General features: G+C 73.0%; 16 protein-coding genes. 12 read left to right on the top strand and 4 right to left on the bottom strand.

The annotated features are described in order from the left end of the window. The first annotated feature begins 226 nt into the window (after positions 1 to 226). A complete protein-coding gene (locus ABT004_RS20265) occupies positions 227 to 2,026 on the top strand; it encodes a DUF6049 family protein (protein ID WP_351338622.1) in 1,800 nt (599 codons plus the stop codon). 40 nt (positions 2,027 to 2,066) lie between these two features. On the opposite strand, the gene ABT004_RS20270 is transcribed toward ABT004_RS20265, so the two are convergent. Next, complete coding sequence (locus ABT004_RS20270; protein WP_351338625.1) at positions 2,067 to 3,017, bottom strand: LysR family transcriptional regulator; 951 nt, start codon at positions 3,015 to 3,017, stop codon at positions 2,067 to 2,069. 118 nt (positions 3,018 to 3,135) lie between these two features. Between ABT004_RS20270 and ABT004_RS20275 the strand changes: the two genes are divergently transcribed. The 5 genes from ABT004_RS20275 to ABT004_RS20295 all read left to right on the top strand — a co-directional run bounded on the left by ABT004_RS20275 (position 3,136) and on the right by ABT004_RS20295 (position 8,923). Continuing rightward, complete coding sequence (locus ABT004_RS20275) at positions 3,136 to 4,374, top strand: MFS transporter (RefSeq protein ID WP_351338628.1); 1,239 nt, start codon at positions 3,136 to 3,138, stop codon at positions 4,372 to 4,374. Positions 4,375 to 4,434: 60 nt separating this feature from the next. Continuing rightward, entirely contained in the window at positions 4,435 to 5,241 is an 807-nt protein-coding gene (locus ABT004_RS20280) for a nucleotide-binding protein (RefSeq protein ID WP_351338631.1), read from the top strand. Then, the gene (locus ABT004_RS20285; protein ID WP_351338633.1) at positions 5,241 to 6,065 is read left to right on the top strand and encodes a ParB/RepB/Spo0J family partition protein; all 825 of its coding nucleotides are present in this window, start codon (positions 5,241 to 5,243) and stop codon (positions 6,063 to 6,065) included. Before ABT004_RS20280 ends, ABT004_RS20285 begins: the two co-directional genes overlap by 1 nt. 119 nt (positions 6,066 to 6,184) lie before the next feature. Then, a complete protein-coding gene (locus ABT004_RS20290; RefSeq protein WP_451188162.1) occupies positions 6,185 to 7,513 on the top strand; it encodes an IclR family transcriptional regulator domain-containing protein in 1,329 nt (442 codons plus the stop codon). A 72-nt stretch (positions 7,514 to 7,585) separates the two neighbouring features. Next, positions 7,586 to 8,923, top strand: coding sequence for a PP2C family protein-serine/threonine phosphatase (locus tag ABT004_RS20295; RefSeq protein WP_351338638.1), 1,338 nt, complete (start codon positions 7,586 to 7,588; stop codon positions 8,921 to 8,923). Here ABT004_RS20295 and ABT004_RS20300 read toward each other — a convergent pair. Then, positions 8,851 to 9,486: an NAD(P)-dependent oxidoreductase gene (locus ABT004_RS20300; protein WP_351338641.1), complete on the bottom strand. Its 636-nt coding sequence runs from the start codon at positions 9,484 to 9,486 to the stop codon at positions 8,851 to 8,853. The two genes, ABT004_RS20295 and ABT004_RS20300, sit on opposite strands and share 73 nt — an antisense overlap. Positions 9,487 to 9,623: 137 nt before the next feature. Between ABT004_RS20300 and ABT004_RS20305 the strand changes: the two genes are divergently transcribed. Continuing rightward, positions 9,624 to 10,046, top strand: a complete 423-nt coding sequence (locus ABT004_RS20305) for a hypothetical protein (RefSeq protein WP_351338643.1) — start codon at positions 9,624 to 9,626, stop codon at positions 10,044 to 10,046. 33 nt (positions 10,047 to 10,079) lie between these two features. On the opposite strand, the gene ABT004_RS20310 is transcribed toward ABT004_RS20305, so the two are convergent. Further along, positions 10,080 to 10,523, bottom strand: a complete 444-nt coding sequence (locus tag ABT004_RS20310) for an SH3 domain-containing protein (RefSeq protein WP_351338646.1) — start codon at positions 10,521 to 10,523, stop codon at positions 10,080 to 10,082. Positions 10,524 to 10,652: 129 nt separating this feature from the next. Here ABT004_RS20310 and ABT004_RS20315 point away from each other — a divergent pair, with 129 nt between their 5' ends. Both ABT004_RS20315 and ABT004_RS20320 read left to right on the top strand, forming a co-directional pair. After that, positions 10,653 to 11,585 carry a hypothetical protein gene (locus ABT004_RS20315; protein ID WP_351338649.1) on the top strand — a complete coding sequence of 311 codons (933 nt, stop codon included), beginning with the start codon at positions 10,653 to 10,655 and terminating at the stop codon, positions 11,583 to 11,585. Positions 11,586 to 11,624: 39 nt separating this feature from the next. Further along, on the top strand, positions 11,625 to 12,644 hold the full coding sequence (locus tag ABT004_RS20320) for an endonuclease/exonuclease/phosphatase family protein (RefSeq protein WP_351338651.1): 1,020 nt from the start codon (positions 11,625 to 11,627) through the stop codon (positions 12,642 to 12,644). Positions 12,645 to 12,780: 136 nt separating this feature from the next. On the opposite strand, the gene snpA is transcribed toward ABT004_RS20320, so the two are convergent. Then, positions 12,781 to 13,449, bottom strand: coding sequence for a snapalysin (gene snpA / locus ABT004_RS20325; RefSeq protein WP_451187821.1), 669 nt, complete (start codon positions 13,447 to 13,449; stop codon positions 12,781 to 12,783). A 128-nt stretch (positions 13,450 to 13,577) separates the two neighbouring features. Between snpA and ABT004_RS20330 the strand changes: the two genes are divergently transcribed. From ABT004_RS20330 to metG, 3 genes are all read left to right on the top strand, one after another. Beyond that, positions 13,578 to 14,510 (top strand): LysR family transcriptional regulator, encoded by a 933-nt coding sequence (locus tag ABT004_RS20330; protein ID WP_351338653.1) that lies wholly within the window; start codon positions 13,578 to 13,580, stop codon positions 14,508 to 14,510. Positions 14,511 to 14,657: 147 nt separating this feature from the next. After that, complete coding sequence (locus ABT004_RS20335) at positions 14,658 to 16,346, top strand: VWA domain-containing protein (protein WP_351338656.1); 1,689 nt, start codon at positions 14,658 to 14,660, stop codon at positions 16,344 to 16,346. Between the two features lie 151 nt (positions 16,347 to 16,497). Beyond that, positions 16,498 to 18,228, top strand: coding sequence for a methionine--tRNA ligase (metG, locus tag ABT004_RS20340; RefSeq protein ID WP_351338658.1), 1,731 nt, complete (start codon positions 16,498 to 16,500; stop codon positions 18,226 to 18,228). The last annotated feature ends 10 nt before the right edge of the window (positions 18,229 to 18,238 follow it).

Here is an 18,238-nt window from a genome sequence, read left to right on the forward strand (position 1 = left end):
GGGCTTGAAAGAACCAATCGCCGCGGCGACGGGGGCGGAGCCCCAAATCAAGCCCCGCCGGCGATTGAGGCGCGGGTTCCGGGGCGGAGCCCCGAGGCGCGGGGTCCGGGGTCCGGGGCGGAGCCCCGAGGCGTGGGCGACGCGCCGCGCACACCCCCGGTCCCCCGTACCGTCGCGGCCACCGTGTTACCTCAGAGCGAATCGCATCGGCGGGAGGCAGGACGACATGGCGGGTTACGGGATGGCACGGGCGTGGGCCGTGACCGCCATGGTGGTCGGGGCCTCCGCCCTGCCCGCCACCACGCCGGAGGCGAACGCCGCGGAGGAGCCCGCACCCACCACCGTCGTCTGGCCGGTGACCGCCACCCCGCACATGACGGCGGCAGCCCTCGGCTCGGGTTCGGACGCGAAGCCCGTCTTCGACGACGACTCGCTCGCCGGCCTGTTCGCCCCCGGCGGCCGCCTGCGCGAGGTCGTCGACGCGGGCAAGGGCCGCGACGTCAGCTGGGTGCTCGACCCGGACGTGGTGATCGCCGCGCAGGAGATGTCCACCGGCTACCGCGTCGCGAAGAACGCCGCCTCCGTCTCTCCGCAGGACACCACCGAGGGCACGGGCCAGGGCGCGGCCCGCAGCTGGCTCACCGCGCTGCGGGAGGCCGTGAAGGGCCGCGAGGTCTGGCTCCTCCCGTACGCCGACACGGACCTCGCCTCGCTGGCCCACCACCCCGGCACCGACACCGAGGACCTCACGGAGGTCGTGTCCGGGCTCGCGGCCGACGCGAAGAAGCGCGTCGACCGGGCCCTCGACACCTCCGCCCGCCCGGGGCTCGGCTGGCCCGCCGACGGCGCGCTCGACTCCGACGTGACCGCGCTCGGCGCCAAGCTCGGCGTGACCCGCGTCCTCGCCTCGGGCCAGGGGCTCACGCCCGCGGACACCGCCCCCGTGACCGTGGGCAGCGGCGACGACGCGATGACGGCGCTGCCCTACGAGGCCGACGTGACGGCCGCGCTCGGCCGCGTCAAGGACCAGGCGCCCTCCCCCACTCCGACCGCGTCGGCGTCGGCGTCGGCGTCACCCAGTGACTCCGGCTCCTCCCCCGGCCCGGAGGCCTCCGCGAGCCCCGACACCGCAGGCAAGGCCACCGTCGGCCGCATCACCGCGCTCCTCAAGGCGAACACCCGCCCGGTCCTCGTACCGCCCCGCAACCTGTCGGGCACGGCGGCGGACGCGCTCGGCTCCGCCATCGACGCCGGCACCGAGGACGGCTGGCTGGACCTCCAGGACCTCCGCGCGGCCGACGACGACCCGGTGAAAGGGGCGGCCGGGTCCCCGTCCGCGTACCCCTCACGACTGCGCGCGGGCGAGCTCGGCAAGGAGCAACTGACCGACGCAGCAGGCGACTTGGACCGGCTCGCGACCCTCGGCAAGGTGCTCGCCGACCCGAAGGACACCACGGAGTCCGTGCACGCGGCGATGGCCCGCGCCCTGGGCACCGCCTGGCGGGGCGAGGAGGACACGGCGCAGCGGACGTTCCAGGACCGCACGACGGCCTTCCTGTCGACGTCGGTGACGTCACTGCGCCTGGTGCCGAAGACCACCGTCACCGTCACGTCGGGCGACGCCTCGATCCCGGTCACGGTCGACAACGCGCTGCAACAAGAGGTCTCCGGGCTCGAACTGCGCCTCACGTCCAGCGACTCCGAGCGTCTCAAGGTCAACGACGACGAGATCTCCGTGTCGGCCGAGGGCTCGGCGAGCCACACCTCCCAGATCGACGTCACCGCGAAGGCCAACGGCAAGGCGCGTCTGACGGCGCAGCTCTACACGACGAGCGACGGCAAGCCGTGGGGCGACGAGATGACCTTCGAGGTCGATGTGACGTCGGTGTCCTCCGGGTCGATCGCCGTGGTGGCGGCGGGCGTCGGGCTCATCGTCCTGGCCGCCGTGTTCCGCATGCGCCGCGTCCGCAGACGCAATGGAAACGGGAGCGGGAGCGGCCAGGGCGGGGCCACCCCAACCGGCTGATGACGAGTCCTCGTCCGCCTTTCTCACCGCCGCCCGCGCGTCAGCGCGCCCAGTCCGGCGTCCAGAACTCGTCGGCGTCGCCGCCCTTCTGACGCTCGTACCGGTCCGTCAGATACGTCAGGAGCGCCGCGAGGCCCGGGTGCCGGTTGTCGGCCCGCCACAGCAGCGACAGCGGGTAGAGCGGGGTCGGACGGCGTACGGGGATGAAGCGGAGCTCGATGTCGGCCGGGCGGGTGAGCGGCGTGCGGGTGCCCATGATGGTCGCCACGTCGTCCGCCGCCGCGACCGTCCGCAGCAGGTGGCCGCCGCCGAAGGTGCTGCCGCCGACGTCGATGGTGAGGCCGAAGGCGCGCTCCAACTCCTCGTAATACGTGGCCCATTCGCTGCCCTTGACCATGCCGGGCATCCAGATCCGGTGCCCGGCCAGCTCGGCGGGCGTGACCTCGGTCCGGTCCGCCAGGGGGTGCGCCGCGCCGGTGACGAGGATGGCCGGCTCGTCGATGACGCGGGCGCTGCGCACCTCGCGCGGCAGCCGGTCCGCGGGCACGGCGCACGTCCAGAACGCGGCGTCGACGCCCCCTTCCCGTACGGAGGCGAGCGCGGCACGCCCGCCGTGGCCGAGGGCGACGACGTCGAGCGGGAGGTGCTGGTGGGCCTGGTGGAAGTCCTGCACGACCCCGTTGGTGATCACGTTGGCGGCGAGCACGTCCACGCGCAGCGGGCGCCGGCCGCCGCGCACGGAGTCGGCGGCCCGCTCGGCGACGGCGAGCAGCTCGCGCGCGTGCGGCAGGAAGGTCTCGCCGTCGAGGGTGAGCCGCACGCCGCGCGGGGTCCGGGTGAACAGGCGCGCGCCGAGCCCCCGCTCCAGGGCGGCGACGCGCTTGGAGGCGGCCTGCTGGGTGATGCCGAGTTCGGCGGCGGCGATCTGGATCTGCCCCTCGCCGGCGACGGCGACGAAGGTGCGTACGTTCTGGAAGTCGATGGCGTCCATGGGGTGCACGCCCCTTATACAACCATTGGTTGTACAGATGTGGGTGCCAGTTGTTTGCCGCGGCGCGCCCCCGGCCGCTTGGATCGCCGGGTCACAACAGGAGACGGGAGGCGGTTCGGTGCGGCTCGGGCGGGATTTCGGGTGGCTGTGGGCCGCCTTCGCGGTGAGCACCGCCGGTTCCTGGCTCGCGCTCGACGCGTTCCAGCTGATCGCGGTCCTCGTGCTGCACAGCGGCGCCGCTCAGGTGTCGTTCCTGGCGGCGGCCGGGCTCGCGGTCGGCGCGCTGCTCGCGGTGCCGCTCGGGCCGTGGGTGGAGTTCCGGCGCAAGCGGCCGGTGCTGGTCCTCGCGGACCTGGTGCGCTGCGGCGCCCTGCTGACACTCCCCCTCGCGTATGCCCTCGACGCGCTCACCTTCGCCCAGCTCGTCCTGGTCTCGGTGGTCGTGGCCGCCGCCGACATCGTGTTCCGCGCGGCGAGCGGCGCCCACCTCAAGGCGCTCGTGCCGGACGCGGGACTCCTGACCGCCAACGCCCGCTTCGAGTCGACGCAGTGGACCGCCACGGCCGTCGGACCGCCACTCGGCGGCGCGCTCATCGGCGCCTTCGGTCCGCTGACGACGGTCCTCCTGGACGCGGTGAGCTACGTCCTGTCGGCGGTGGGCGTGCGCGCCATCCGGGCACCCGAGCCGGAGCCCGCGCGCAGCAAGAGCGGCGGCCGGTTCAGCGCCGCCGACATCGCCGAGGGCTGGCGCCACTTGTGGCGGCAACCCCGGCTGCGCGCCCTGTTCCTCAACAACAGCCTGGTGAACGCCCTGATCATGGTGGGCTCCCCGCTGATGGCGGTGCTGCTCCTCGACGATCTGGGGCTCGCCCCCTGGCAGTACGGCCTGGTCTTCGGGATCCCGTGCCTGGGCGGACTCGCCGGCTCCCGCCTCACCGGGCCGCTGGTGCGGCGGTACGGGGAGCGGCGGGTGCTCCTGGTGAGCGGTACCGCGCGGGCGTGCTGGCCGGTCGGGCTTGCGTTCGTGGGGCCGGGTGTCGCGGGGATGCTCGTGGTGGTCCTCGTGGAGTGCGGCCTCATCACGTGCAGCGCCGTCTTCGCCCCGGTCATGGCGGTCGAGCGGCTGCGGCTCACGGACGACGACCGGGTGGCGCGGGTGCTGTCCGCCTGGACCGTCACCCAGCGGGCCGTCACCGCCGCGCTGACGCTGGTATGGGGCGCCTTCGCCGCGCTGATCGGTGCGCGCGGGGCGCTCGCGCTCGCCGGAGTGCTGCTGCTGGCGACGCCCCTGCTGCTGCGCGGCCTGCGCTCCCCGGCGTGTACACCCCGCCCCGCGGCGCCCACGCTGCCAGAGTGACCACGAACAACCACCCCATATGTGCCGGATGTCCAGGACAGCCCGGTTAAGGGAGTTTTCGTGGCACACGTACACGTGATCCTCAATCAGAAGGGCGGCGTGGGAAAGTCCACGCTCGCCGTGAACCTCGCGGCCGTCACCGCCGACGTGCTCGGCGCGGGCGCCGCCGACGCCGAACGCCCGCCCGTCGTCGCCGTCTCCATCGACCCGCAGGGCTCGGCCGTGTGGTGGTCGGAGCGGGTCGGTGAGGGCCTCCCCTTCGACTTCGTACAGGCCCACGACGACCTCTCGGGGCTCGCCGCGCTGTCCCGCATCCCGTCCGCGCAGCACGTCTTCGTCGACACCCCCGGCTGGCTCGACCTCGCGGACGACGACGGCGCGGACCCCCTCGGCAAGGGCGCTGCCGCCGACGCGCTGCGCGCGGTGCTCTCCAACGCCACCGACGTCATCGTCCCCATCGAGCCCGAGCCGCTCGGCTTCCAGCCCACGCAGCGCACGGTGGAGCGGGTCGTGAAGCCGCGCGGGCTGCCCTTCCGCGTGGTCATCAACAACTGGGACCCGCGCGACGGCAAGGCCGACCTGGAGCAGACCCGCGCGTTCGTCGAGGCGCAGGACTGGCCGCTCGCGCGCACCGTCGTACGCCACTACAAGCTGCACACGCGGGCCAGCGCGGACGGCCTCGTCGTCACGCAGTACGGCGCGAACCGGGTCGCGCTCCAGGCCCGCGAGGACTTCTTCCGGCTCGCCCTGGAGGTCGGCCTCGCGGCGATCCCGGCCCCGGCGCGCAGCAAGAAGCCCCGCCAGTCCTCCAGCACCACGAAGGCCACGAAGGCCGCGAAGGCCACGAAGAAGAAGGTGAACAGCTGATGGGGCGCCGTACCGACCTGTCCTCGCTCCTGTCCTCCGAGAAGGCGGCCGCCGAGGAGCAGGACGCGGCGCCCGCCCAGCGCAGACGCCCCGAGACCAAGCCGCTCACCGTCCCGATCGGCGACCTCACCGAGAACCCGGACAACCCGCGCCACGAACTGCGCGACCTCGACGGGCTCGCCGAGACGGTGCGCGAACGCGGCGTCCTCCAGGCCCTCGGCGTCGTCTCCGCCGCCGTCTTCCTCGCCGCGCGGCCGCACCACAAGGAGGCCGTGGGCGACGCCCCGTACGTCGTCCTGCACGGCCATCGGCGGCTCGCGGCGGCCAGGATGGCGGGCCTGGACGAGGTTCCGGTCCTGGTCAGGGACGATGCGACGCGTTCCGACGAGGACGCGCTCATCGAGAACGTGCAGCGCGACGACCTCACGGAACTGGAGCAGGCCCAGGCCATCCAGGGCCTGATCACCTCCTACGGCTACTCGCAGCGTCAGGTCGCCGCCCGGATCGGCAAGACGCAGGGCTTCATCTCGCAGCGCCTGTCGCTGATGAAGCTGCGCGAGGACATCCAGGAGGCGCTCGCCGACGGCCGCGTCTCCATCGAGGACGCCCGCCGCATCGCCCGTCTCCCGAAGGACGATCAGGTGCTCCCCGGCGAGCCGGATGCCGCCGCGACCGTCCCGGCCGCCCGCAAGGAGAAGCGGGGCCGTGATTACGGCGTAATCAAGATCGACAGCCGGGGCACCCCGGACGACCTGGTCGAGGCGCTGCGTCGGCATCTGGCCCCCGCCACCCTCGACCGGATCGTCGAACTGCTGGGGCGATAGCCGCCCGTGCCGTCGATGCGGCCGCCGTGGTCGCTTACCGTGGCCCCGTGCTCGAAGTGCCGACCGTGCCGTCCACGTCCCTGACCCCGCAACCGCCCGCCGAGGCCGTCGCCCCGCTGATGCGCGGCCTGGACGTGCTGCGGCGCCTCACGGACGCGGACGGCACGCTCGCCCTCGCCGACCTCGCCCGGGCCACGGGCCTGGCCCGCTCCACGGTCGACCGGATCTGCGCGACCCTCGCCCACCTGGGCTTCGTACGCCTCGACGGGCGTGACGCCGCGCTCGCCCCGCCCCTGATGACCGTCGCCAACGCCTGCCTGGACGCGCTGCGGGTGCCGGGGCTCCTGGGCCCGCTCGCCGACCGGCTCGCGGACGAGCTCGACGAATCCGTCTCCCTCGCGGTCCCCGACGGCGACGACATCCGCTTCGTCCACCAAGTGCTGCGCAGGCGGGCCCTGTCCATCAGCTTCCGCGTGGGCGATTCCCTGCCGGGGGGCGGGTGTGCGCCGGGGTTGGTGTTCCGGGAGTCCCTCCCCCTCGCGGTCGACGACCAACTCGTGGAACCGGGCCTGGTGGCGGTGGCGGTCCCCGTGCGGGGGCCGGACGGTTCGGTGGTCTGCGCGCTGAGCGTGGTCAGCCACACGAGCCGGCACGCCGCCGGGGAGCTGGCGGGAGCGGTGCGGGGGCCGTTGGAGGCGTGCGTACGGAAGATGGAAGCGGAACTGAATTATCAAGCCCCTGCGGCGATTGAGCAGCGGGGTCCGGGGCAGAGCCCCGCGACCGGGGACCCAACCCCCGCAACGATCCAGTCCCTGGCCAGAGGCCTCCGCGTGCTCACCGCCTTCGACGCCGCCCACCCCACCCTGACGCTCACCGAAATCGCCGAAGGCACCGGCCTCGCCCGTGCAACGGCCCGCCGCGCCCTCATCACCTACGAACACCTCGGCCACGTCACCCACCAGGACCGCACCTACCGCCCCACCCCCCGCATCCTCGCCCTCGGCTGCGCCCCCCTGTCGCGCACCACGCTCCCCCGCATCGCCGCGCCGCACCTCGCGGCCCTGTCGAAGCGGCTCGGCGAATCCGTCGGCCTGTCCGTAGCGGACGGTGACACGTCCGTACGCTGCACCGCGCGGGTGACGCCGCGCCGGGTCATGAGCGTCGACATCGGCGTCGGCTCCCGGCTGCCCGTACGGGACACGGCCGCCGGGCGGCTGCTGCGCGACGGCGGCGAGCGGGCGGTGGCCGACGGGCCCGAGGCCGGACTGCGGTCGGTGGCCGTGCCGGTACGGGACCGTGCGGGCCACGTGGTGTCCGCGCTCGACGTCACCGCCCACCAGGGCCGCGGGGACGACGACACGTGGGCCGAGGCGCTGCGGGACACCGCGGCGCTGATCGCGGCGGACCTGCACGTGACATCGCGCTTCGTGAGCGTCCCCGTGCACTGAGACCCGGATCTCACCGGCGTACGGACCTTCGTCCCTACTCTTCGCGACGAATGCCCCGCATTCTCATATGTGATGAAACCCGGCAGCTCGAGCAGCTACTACCAGTCCTCGATCCGTGGCGCGGCCCCCTCGGCCTCCCGCCCCACGGGCGGCTGGCGTGCCATGGTGCTGCTCGTCTCGGTGATGGCGCTCATCATCGTCACGCTCGACGTGGCGACGCCGGCCGACTTCCGGGCGCGCGCCCTGCTCGGCCTCGTGCCGATCATGGTGGCGCTGCTCGCGCCCGTGTCCGTCACCGCCGTCGTCACCGGGCTGCTGATCTGTGTATACCTCGGACTGCAAACCGTGGCGCCGCTGCCGGCCGGCACCAGCTGGGCCGTGCTCGGGCCGCTGATGATCGGCACCGGCGGCCTGCTCGGCGTGCTGATCGCGCGCCGCAGGGAGGAGCAGCGGGCCCGCGTCCAGGCCCTCACGGACATCGCGGAGGCCACGCAGCGCGCGGTGATGCGCGGCCTGCCCGAGCGCCTCGACGACCTGCACATCGCCGACTTCTACCAGCCCGCCGCCCGCGCGGCCCGCGTCGGCGGCGACTGGTACGACTTCCAGCCCTCGCCGCACGGGGTGCGCGCGGTGCTCGGCGACGTCAGCGGCAAGGGCCTGCCCGCGGTGTCGGCCTCGGCGTGGCTGCTCGGCGCGTTCCGGGAGGCGGCGTACCACGAGGAGCGGATCGAGGAGGCGGCCCGGCGCCTGGAGATCGCCATGCAGCGCTACAGCGCCTGGACCCGGATCACCGACGACGAGGGCCTCACGGACGCGTTCTCCACCGGGCTGCTGCTGCACTTCCCGCCGGCGTCCCCCGAGTGCGTCGACATCGTCAACTTCGGGCACGAGCCGCCGCTGGTCGTCACGGCGGACGGCCGCGTGCACACCCCCGAGCTCCCTGCCGGGCTCCCTCTCGGCATGGGGACGCTGGGCGCCGAGGCGCCGCGCGTGGCACGGCTGCCCTTCGGGACCGGGGACACCCTGATCCTCTTCACCGACGGCGTGACCGAGTGCCGCGACGCGGGCGGCACCTTCTACCCCGTACGCGAGCGGCTGCCGCGCCTGCTGTCGCCGCGCGGCGCGCAGGAGTCGCCCCAGGCGCTGCTGCGCCGCCTGGCGGAGGACCTGCGCGAGCACCGGCACGGCCCGCCCAGCGACGACGCCGCGATCACCGTGATCCGCAGGACCGCACAGCGCGCGCCGTACCAGAACGAGGCGGACGCCGAGCTGTACGCGTACCGGCCGAAGGAGGCCGCGGACGAGACCGCGGGCACGGCCGTTCAGGGCGCCATGACTCAGTACGCCACCGACATGCGCTTCCTGGAGTGCGCGTCGCGCTCGATCTCGTCGACGAAGACCAGCGCATAGTCCTCGGCGCTGATCCGGCTCGCGCCGTCCGCGTCCGTCATCAGCCGGTCGCCGCCGATCCGGAACTCCTCGGTGCGCTCCCCCGGGCCGATCTCCGCGGCCGGCGAGATGTACGTCCAGTCCACGTCGTCGACCGTACGCAGAAGCGCCAGAACGTCCCGGTGCGCGAGCGCCTCGCCGCGGTACGCGTCGGGGAAGTCCGGCTGGTCCATGAGCGCCTCGCCGGGCGCGACCTCCAGGCTGCCCGCCCCGCCGACCACCACGAGCCGCGCGATCCCGGCCCCGCGCACCCCGGCGACCAGCGCCTCATTGAGTGCCAGGAACGGCAGAACCGGGTCCGATCCGTCGCGGGGCGGCGCGAGGGCGGAGGCCACGGCGTCGTGCCCGCCCGCGAGTTCCGTCAGCCGCTGCACGTCGGAGACGTCCGCGGCGACGGCCGTGACACCGGGGACGGGCACGTCGCCCGAGCGGCTGACGGCGGTCACACTGTGGCCGCGGCCCAGGGCCTCGGCGGCGATGCGGCTGCCGACCATGCCGGTGGCGCCCAGGAGCAGGATGTTCATGCGCTCAGCGAAACACGGTGCGCCACCGCGCGCATGTTGCGAAGGGCGTGCCACAAGAGGTCAATGGAGAGCGAAGGACGCGAGACTCGGGACATCCGAGGGCGCGTCCGAGGGGGCCTGGCAGAAAGGAGCCAGTCATGGCTCAGCATGCGGCACCCGCACCGCGACGCAGCACAGGTGGCGCGGCGCTCTCCCCGACGAGCGCGGCCGTCGTCGTCCCCGTCGTGACCGGCATCGTGTACGGCTTCTGGGCGGCGAGCATCGACCGCTTCGGCGGTGAGGTCACCGGAGCCAACATCGCGCTCGGCTTCGTCACGGGCATCATCGTGGCGGCGCTCTGCTTCGGCATCCACCACTGGTCCAAGCAGCTGGCGGGCCGGCACTTCCTGGCGCGGGCCTCGGCCTGGGGCGCGTTCACCGGCATCGCGATCGGTTTCCTGCACAGCCTCTCGGACCCGGCGATCCTGTGGTCGATCATGCTCGGCCTGGTGATCGGGGCGTCCACGTTCGTGGGCACGTACTACCGGTACTACTCGGCGAGCGAGTACGCGCCCGTATAGCCTTATAGAACGTACGTTCTAGTGCCGTCCGTTCTAGTACCAGACGCCGAACTCCCGGGTCTCGGTCTCCCGGTAGTACCACCCGCTCGGGCCGTGGTCACGATCGTGCCGCGGCCCGTCGGACGGCGCCTTGGACGTGCAGCTCGGCACGCCGCGGCCACCGGTGTCGACATACGCGGCGCTGGCCCAGCCGCGGGCGCCCGTGAACCAGTACCAGGTCGAGGTGGAGTGCACGGACGAGCCGTCCGTGGCGCACTCGATGCGGTCCTGGCTGCCCGGCGCGAGCCGGTACACGACGGATGCCGAGGTGCTCGGACCCGAGCGCAGGTTGAGGTCGGACGGGGAGACGACCGTCCCCCAGACGACGTCCCCGCTGTTCGCACCGGCCGGTGCCGCGGCTGTCACGGCGAGCAGTCCGCCCGCCAAGAGCCCGGCGGCAGCAAGGGCCGGGGTGGTTCGGCGCATGGTTCGGCGCATGATCGGCCTCCTAGGGTGAACCCTGGATCCCCACGATCTCCACGCCCCCACGTCCAGGAAACACCCGTTCGGCCCAGTGCTCCACCGGAGCGCTCGCGCCCCGCGCGGCTTGGGCCTTGCCTGGCAGACGTGACCCGAAAAGCGCCCGCGAAGGCAGTCCTCTCCTCGGTGCTGCTCGTCATCGCCTGCCTCCTCGTCCCGCTGGGCACCCTCTCCACCTGGGCGAAGTACGAGATCGGCGACAGCGACCGGTACGTGTCCGCGATGGCGCCGCTGGCCGGCGACACGGACGTGCGGGGCGCCGTCGCCGACGCGGTGACCACCGGGGCCATGAAGAACCTCGACGTGGGCGCGCTCCATTCGGTCGTCGAGGACTACCTCCACGACGCGGTCGTCTCGTTCACGGACACCGACGCCTTCCGCGGCGCCTGGAACACCGCGAACCGGGCCGCCCACGACGCCGTGCAGCAGGCCCTCGACGAGGGCACCACGGGGCCCGTCACGCTCGACCTGGCCCCCGTCACCCGGCAGGTCAAGCAGCAGCTGGAGGCGGACGGGGTGCCGTTCGCCGAGCGGATCCCGGTCGCCCACACCGAGGTCACCCTGCTGCCGGCCGGCGACCTGGCCGGGCTGCGGAAGGGCTTCCACGCGTTCCAACTCGCGGGCCTGTGGCTGCCGTTGGCCGCCGTGGTGTGCGCCGTCGCGGGCCTCGCGCTCGCCGCGCGCCGCCGCCGCGCGCTCGCCTGGACGGCCCTCGGCGTCGCCCTGGGCGCGGCGGCGCTGCTCGCCGCGCTGCCGCTCGCCCGCGCGCTGACGCTCTCCGACATCTCCGGCGCCGCGAACAAGGCGGCGACCGCCTCGGTCTACGACGCCCTGACATCGCCCATGCGGACCGCTTCGTGGGTGCTCGTCGCGGTGGGCGCGGTGGTGGCGCTCGCGGTGTGGCTCGGCGGGCGCCCGTTCAGCCGCGTACGCGATGCCGCCTCGCTACCCCGGCGCGAGCGCTCCGGTGGCAGTCCCCCGGACCATCAAACCGGCCTGACGGTGCACCACCCCGGCTAGCCTGGAGCACTCCGAACGGGTGGACACGGGGGCCGGGCCTTGGACCAGCGGCAGCAGCACATCACGGACGAGGCGCCCGGCGCCCCGCGGTACGAGACGCGGGACGCCGGGCGCCGCCGCGTCAACAGGACGGGAGCGTGGGCGGCGGCGCTGCTGTTCGTGGGGGTCAGCGCGGTGGTCGGCTTCCGGGCCGCCGGCCGTGACGGGCCCACACCCGTACCCCAACTCCTCGCGTTCCTCCCCTGGTTGCTCGCCCCCACGGCCGCCGCCCTGCTCCTCGCACTGCTGTCCCGCTGGCGTACGGGCATGGTCTGGGGCCTCGTCGTACTCGGCGCGCTCGCCTGGTACATGGAGCCGTACGGGACGGACGGCGAGCCGGACGGCGCCCCCGTCTCCGGCGTCCGGGTGCTCGCGTCCAACGTCCAGTTCAGCCACGGCACGAACGCGCTGATCGACACGGTCGCCCGGCACCGCCCCGACATCGTGTTCGTCGAGGAGTGCGGCCGCCCCTGCCGGGACGCGCTGGACCGGGAGTCGCTGCGGGCCCGCTACCCGCACCGGCGGGCCGTGGCGGCGGACGGCTCGGAGGGGTCGATGATCCTGAGTACGTTCCCGCTGAAGGCGGCGCCGACGGTGGCCGGGACGATGGGCATGCCGGCCGCCGTCGCGGACGTACGGGGGCACGCGGTGCGCCTCCAACTCGCCCATCCCATGCCGCCGTTGCCCGACCAGGTCGGCGTGTGGGAGACCGAACTCGGCCGCCTCGCGGACGCGGCACGGGCCGGCGAAGGGCCCGGGATCGTGGCGGGGGACTTCAACGCGACGCAGGACCACGCCGCGTTCCGCCGGCTCCTCGACGCGGGGGCGCTGCGCGACGCGGCCCGCCTCACCGGCCACGCCCGCACCCCGAGCTGGCCGTCGAAGGCGCCGGGACCGCTGGGCACGCAGATCGACCACGTACTGGTCACCGACGACTTCTCGGCGGACACGTCCCGCTTCATCGACCTCGCGGACACGGACCACCGGGCGCTCCTGGTGGACCTGACGCTGCACGGCTGAGCGCGCACCGCGGAACGCACCTGGCCGCCGCCCGTGGGGAGACGGGCGGCGGCCGGGTGTGTGCGGGAGGCGGCGGCCCGCTGCGGTCGGCTCGCAGGTGGGGGGGCCGGGCCGCGCGCCTCGCCCGTGGGACCGCCTAGCGCAGCGCGGCCTCCGCCTTGTGCAGGGCCTTCGCGAACCCGTTGGCCCACAGGGATTCCACCTGGGCCTTCTCGTTCGCGTCCGGGTTCGGGTTGGTGCACGAGGGGCCGGGTCCGCCGCCCGACATCAGCTCGCTGCACGGCCCTTCGTAGTGGTCGGGGAGGCCGAGGACATGGCCCGTCTCGTGCGTGGTCACGCGCGTGGAGTCGTACTCCTGGTTCTGCGCGTAGTCCAGGAAGACGTACCCGCTGCCGTGCCCGTCCGTCGACGCGTACGAGCCGCGCGAGTCGTCCCCCTCGCGGTACGAGAAGTCGCCCCCGCCGGACGAGGCCTGGAGCTTCACGTTCGACACCGACGAGTTCCAGATCGACGCGCTGCTGGCTATCTGCTGCTGGAACGTGGGGGCTTGTGAGGCGTCGTACGAGATGGTGACGGACTCGGCGCCGGGATTGGCGGCCCGCTTCTCGGCGACGGACTTCATGACGGCCTGGAAGAAGGCCTTGTTGGCTGCGGCCTCCTCGGCGGAACCGGCGTAGCGTGCGACCCGCTCGGTGGACCCGGAGGCGGAGGCGGACGCGGGGGCCGCGGCGAGGGCGGCGACGGTGAGCCCGGCGCCGAGGGCGCAGGCGAGCAGACGAACAGATGTGGGGGGTGTCATGTTCATGCATGAGATTCTGGGGCGGACGGGACGCACGAGGTAGATGCCACTGCGCGATAACTCCGCGTTATCCCCACACAGTTGACTCCGGTGAGTCTGGTGCGGCGTACGGTACCGGCCTACGCTCAACGCCCATGGAGCTGGAAGTGCGGCACCTGCGCGTCCTGTGTGCGATCGAGGACACCGGCAGCCTGCACAAGGCGGCCCGCCACCTCGGCATGACCCAGCCCGCCCTCAGCACCCAGCTGCGCCGCATCGAGGACCACCTCGGCGGCCGCCTGTTCACCCGCGAACGCACCGGCTGCCGCGCGACCCCGCTCGGCCGCACCCTGCTCACGCGCGCCCGCCCCCTGGTGGACGACCTGCGCGCGCTGGTCGACGAGACGCGCGCGATGGCCCAGGAGGCGGCCGGCGACCGCCTGCGCATCGGCTCCACGGCCAGCCGCGCGATACCGGGCTGGCTGCGCCGCCTGCGCGCGAGTTCGCCGCACGAACCGTCGCTGCGCATGGACGTCTCGGCGCACGCGCTGCTCCGCCTGGTGGCCGAGGGCGGCCTCGACGTGGCGTTCGTCCACGAGGTGGAAGGCAGTCCGCTGCGCATACCGGAGCCCCTGACCTGCAAGGTTCTGGTAGCCCGCGAACCGCAGTACGTCTCCCTGCCGGCGGACCATCCGGCGGCCGGCAGACCGGTCGTGCGCCTGACGGACCTGGCGGAGGACCGGTGGATGATCGACCCGACGGTGGACGGCGAATGGGACGGCCTGCTCAGGGCGTTCCGCTCGGCGGGCCTCAACCCCCGTGTCCTGCACGGTGATTACCTGACCGCGTCCAACCTCGTCGCGACGGGTGAAGTGGTGACGCTCTGCCAGCCGACGTCCCTGGCCCGCCCCGACATGGCGATCCGCCCCCTGGAGGGCGACCCGGTGGCCGTACGCCTCCTCCTCGCGGCCCGCTCCGCGCCCGTCCTGGACGCGGTGCTGCCGGCCCTGCGGGAGGCCTATTGGGAGTCGGCACACCAGTCACCGGCGTATCGGACACGTCTTACGGAGTCGGGCGTGATCGAGTGAATCCATACAGAAAGGGCGGCAGTTGTCCGCTCGGTCGAACGGCCCGACCCTGCCCAAGATCACGGCCCGCGGCGGCTAACCTTACGTGTCCGTCCTGGCCAGGGGTTCCAGGGACTTCGGGGACAACTCATGCGGAAGGTTGCGCACATGGGCATTCTGGATCGGCTGCGGAACGCGTTCGGGCGTTCGGGCAAAAAAGACCAACCCGCTGCCGCTACCGACCAGGCGCCAACGGTTCCCGCCCCTTCCAAGGGCGAGGCCGACGACCTGGTCTCGGCAGCTTTCGACAACATCTCGGTCCCCAAGCCGTCCGCCCCGGTGGGCGGCGACCGCGTGCCGCCGGAGCCGGCGGAGGAGCGGTCTGCGGCCGCGACGGAGGCCGAGACCGCGGCGCCGACTCCGGCTGAGCCCAAGCCGGAGGCCGAGGCGCCGGCGAAGGCCGAGGCCGAGGCCGATGCTGCGGCGGAAGCTGCGGCAGCGAAGGCCGAGCCGAAGGCGGAAGCTGCGCCGGCGGCGAAGGCCGAGGCTGCGGCGGCGGCCAAGAAGAAGGCAGAGGCGGAAGCTGCGGCACCGGCCGAGCCCAAGGCTGCCGCTCCGTCCTCTGCCCCGGCGGAGCCCACGATCGAGACCGAGGCCGAGCCTGCCGCTCCCGCCGCGGAGACGGCCGAGGCAGAGGCCACGGCTTCAGCGCCGGCCGAGGCGAAGACCGACGCCGAGGCCTCCACTCCGGTCGAGACCGAGACCAAGGACGACGCCGCAGACCCGGCTCCCGACCCCGCCGCGGCCAAGGCCCAGGACGACCCCGAGCTCCCGACTCCCGCCCCCGCTGTGGCCGGGCCCCAGGACGACCCCGAGCTCCCGACTCCCGCCCCCGCTGTGGCCGGGCCCCAGGACGACCCCGAGCTCCCGACTCCCGCCGCGGCCAAGGCCCAGGCGCAGGCCCCGGCCGACCCCGCAGACCCGGCTCCCGCCCCCGCTGTGGGCAGGCGTCCCGCAGGGCGGGACGGGTGGGCACAGCCCCCGGCGCAGGCCGAAGAGGGCAAGGGGGCCGACCCCGCCACGGCGGAGGAGCCCGTCACGGCGGAGGAGCCCGCTCCGGCGCAGGCCGACAAGACCAAGAAGGTCGACCCCGTCGCGGCAAAGACCCCGGCGCAGGCCGACAAGGACGGGAAGCCCGCCCACACCCCCGCCAAGGTAAAGACCCGCGCACCCGGCCTCGCCGCCGCCCACAAGGCCGCCGGCGCCGAACTCCGCAAGCGGAACCTCACCGGCACCCGCGCCACGGTCTACCTCGTCCTGGACCGCTCCGGCTCCATGCGCTCGTACTACAAGAACGGCTCCACCACCGCCCTCGCCGAACAGGCCATCGCCCTCGCCGCTCACCTCGACGACCGCGAGACCCCCACCGTCCACACGGTGATCTTCTCGACGGACATCGACGCCGCCGGCGACCTCACCCTGGACGCGTACGAGGGCAGGATCGACGCGTGGCACGCGGAGGCCGGCCGGATGGGCCGCACCAGCTACCACCGCGCGATCGAGGAGATCGTCGCGCACCACGAGAAGTCGGACGACCCCACCGCCCCGGCCCTGGTGATCTTCCAGACGGACGGCCCCCCGGACGTCCAGCGCCCGGCGAACGAGGCGCTCGCCAAGGCCGCCGCCCACCCCCTCTTCTTCCAGTTCGTCACCTTCGGCGAGCCGGACTCGAAGAACTTCGACTACCTCCGCAAGCTGAAGGCGGAGAACACCGCGGTCTTCCACGCGGGCGAGACCCCGCTGGAACTCACGGACGCGGAGCTCTACAAGGGCCTCCTGGAGGCCTGGCGCCCGTAACCCCGCCCCGTAACCCCGCTCAACAGGGCCCCGATACCCCATGGCCGTCCGCGCAGTAAACACCGCGCGGGCGGCCGCCCCATGTCGGCTACGATTTCTAGATTCCGCTCACACCAATTCCATCCACGTCACAACCCGGGAGCAGCCCCCGATGGCTCGACACCTCATCACCAGCGCCCTTCCGTACATCAACGGGATCAAGCACCTGGGCAACATGGTGGGGTCCATGCTCCCGGCGGATGTGTACTCCCGTTACCTGCGCAAGCGCGGCCACGACGTGCTGTACATCTGCGCGACGGACGAGCACGGCACCCCCGCCGAGCTGGCGGCCAAGGAGCGCGGCATCCCGGTCGCCGAGTTCTGCGCGCAGGCGCACGACGCGCAGAAGGCGGTCTACGACGGGTTCGGCCTCGCGTTCGACCACTTCGGCCGCAGCTCATCGGAGCAGAACGCGGAGATCACCCAGCACTTCGCCCGCAAGCTGAACGAGAACGGGTTCATCGAAGAACGCGAGATCCGCCAGGTCTACAGCCCGGCGGACGGCCGCTTCCTCCCGGACCGCTACGTCGAGGGCACGTGCCCGCACTGCGGCTACGACAAGGCCCGCGGTGACCAGTGCGAGAACTGCACGCGCGTGCTCGACCCCACCGACCTCATCGAGCCGCGCTCCGCGATCTCCGGCTCCACGGAGCTGGAGGTCCGCGAGACCAAGCACCTCTTCCTGCTCCAGTCGAAGCTCCAGGTCGAGGTCGAGGCGTGGATCGACGAGGTCGCGGGCGAGTGGCCGCAGCTCGCCTCCTCCATCGCCCGCAAGTGGCTGACCGAGGGGCTCAACGACCGCTCGATCACCCGCGACCTGGACTGGGGCGTCCCCGTCCCGGCGGACACGTGGCCGGAGCTGGCGGCCGACGGCAAGGTCTTCTACGTATGGTTCGACGCCCCGATCGAGTACATCGGCGCGACGAAGGAGTGGGCGGACCAGGCTCCCGACGGTGAGACGCGCGACTGGAAGTCGTGGTGGTACGAGCCCGCCGGCGCCTCCGACGTCCGGTACACGGAGTTCATGGCGAAGGACAACGTCCCGTTCCACAGCGTCATGTTCCCGGCCACGGAGATGGGCATCCGTGAGCCGTGGAAGAAGGTCGACTACCTGAAGGCCTTCAACTGGCTGACGTACTACGGCGGCAAGTTCTCCACGTCGCAGAAGCGCGGCGTCTTCACCGACCAGGCCCTGGAGATCCTCCCGGCCGACTACTGGCGCTACTTCCTCATCGCGAACGCGCCCGAGTCGGACGACTCCTCGTTCACCTGGGAGCACTTCACGGCGACGGTGAACAAGGACCTGGCCGACACCCTCGGCAACTTCGTCAACCGCGTGCTGTCCTTCTCCCGCAAGCGCTTCGGCGACGACGTCCCCGCGGGCGGCGAGCCGGGCGAGGCGGAGGCCAGGCTCGGCCAGGAGATCTCCACCCTCCTCGCCGAGTACGAGACCCAGATGGAGGCCCTCCAGTTCCGCAAGGCCGCGGCGGCGCTGCGCGCCCTGTGGTCGGCGGGCAACTCCTACCTGGAGGAGAAGGCGCCCTGGCTGGAGATCAAGACCGACAAGGATGCGGCGGCGCTGACCCTCCGTACGGCGATGAACCTCATCCGCCTCTACGCGGTGGTCTCCGAGCCCTTCATCCCGGCGTCGGCCGCCGCCATGCGCGCCGCGTTCGACCTCCCCGGCGACGACGCCGACTGGGTCACCGCCGAGGAGGCCACGGCGCTGACCACGGTCCCGGCCGGCACCCCGTTCACCGTCCCCCCGGTCCTCTTCGCCAAGATCACCGACGAGGACCTGGCCTCCCACAAGGAGCGCTTCGGCGGCGAACCGGCCGCGTGAACGGCTTCGG

The organism is Streptomyces sp. NPDC002790 (assembly GCF_040295505.1).
Classification (GTDB): Bacteria; Actinomycetota; Actinomycetes; order Streptomycetales; family Streptomycetaceae; genus Streptomyces.

Coding starts and splice junctions, on each gene's coding strand:
- ABT004_RS20305 (WP_351338643.1), top strand. CDS start 9,624: ATGGCTCAGCATGCGGCACCCGCACCGCGACGCAGCACAGGTGGCGCG.
- ABT004_RS20270 (WP_351338625.1), bottom strand. CDS start 3,017: ATGGACGCCATCGACTTCCAGAACGTACGCACCTTCGTCGCCGTCGCC.
- ABT004_RS20285 (WP_351338633.1), top strand. CDS start 5,241: ATGGGGCGCCGTACCGACCTGTCCTCGCTCCTGTCCTCCGAGAAGGCG.
- ABT004_RS20310 (WP_351338646.1), bottom strand. CDS start 10,523: ATGCGCCGAACCATGCGCCGAACCACCCCGGCCCTTGCTGCCGCCGGG.
- ABT004_RS20265 (WP_351338622.1), top strand. CDS start 227: ATGGCGGGTTACGGGATGGCACGGGCGTGGGCCGTGACCGCCATGGTG.
- ABT004_RS20335 (WP_351338656.1), top strand. CDS start 14,658: ATGGGCATTCTGGATCGGCTGCGGAACGCGTTCGGGCGTTCGGGCAAA.
- snpA (WP_451187821.1), bottom strand. CDS start 13,449: ATGAACATGACACCCCCCACATCTGTTCGTCTGCTCGCCTGCGCCCTC.
- ABT004_RS20290 (WP_451188162.1), top strand. CDS start 6,185: ATGCGCGGCCTGGACGTGCTGCGGCGCCTCACGGACGCGGACGGCACG.
- ABT004_RS20300 (WP_351338641.1), bottom strand. CDS start 9,486: ATGAACATCCTGCTCCTGGGCGCCACCGGCATGGTCGGCAGCCGCATC.
- ABT004_RS20295 (WP_351338638.1), top strand. CDS start 7,586: ATGAAACCCGGCAGCTCGAGCAGCTACTACCAGTCCTCGATCCGTGGC.
- ABT004_RS20330 (WP_351338653.1), top strand. CDS start 13,578: ATGGAGCTGGAAGTGCGGCACCTGCGCGTCCTGTGTGCGATCGAGGAC.
- metG (WP_351338658.1), top strand. CDS start 16,498: ATGGCTCGACACCTCATCACCAGCGCCCTTCCGTACATCAACGGGATC.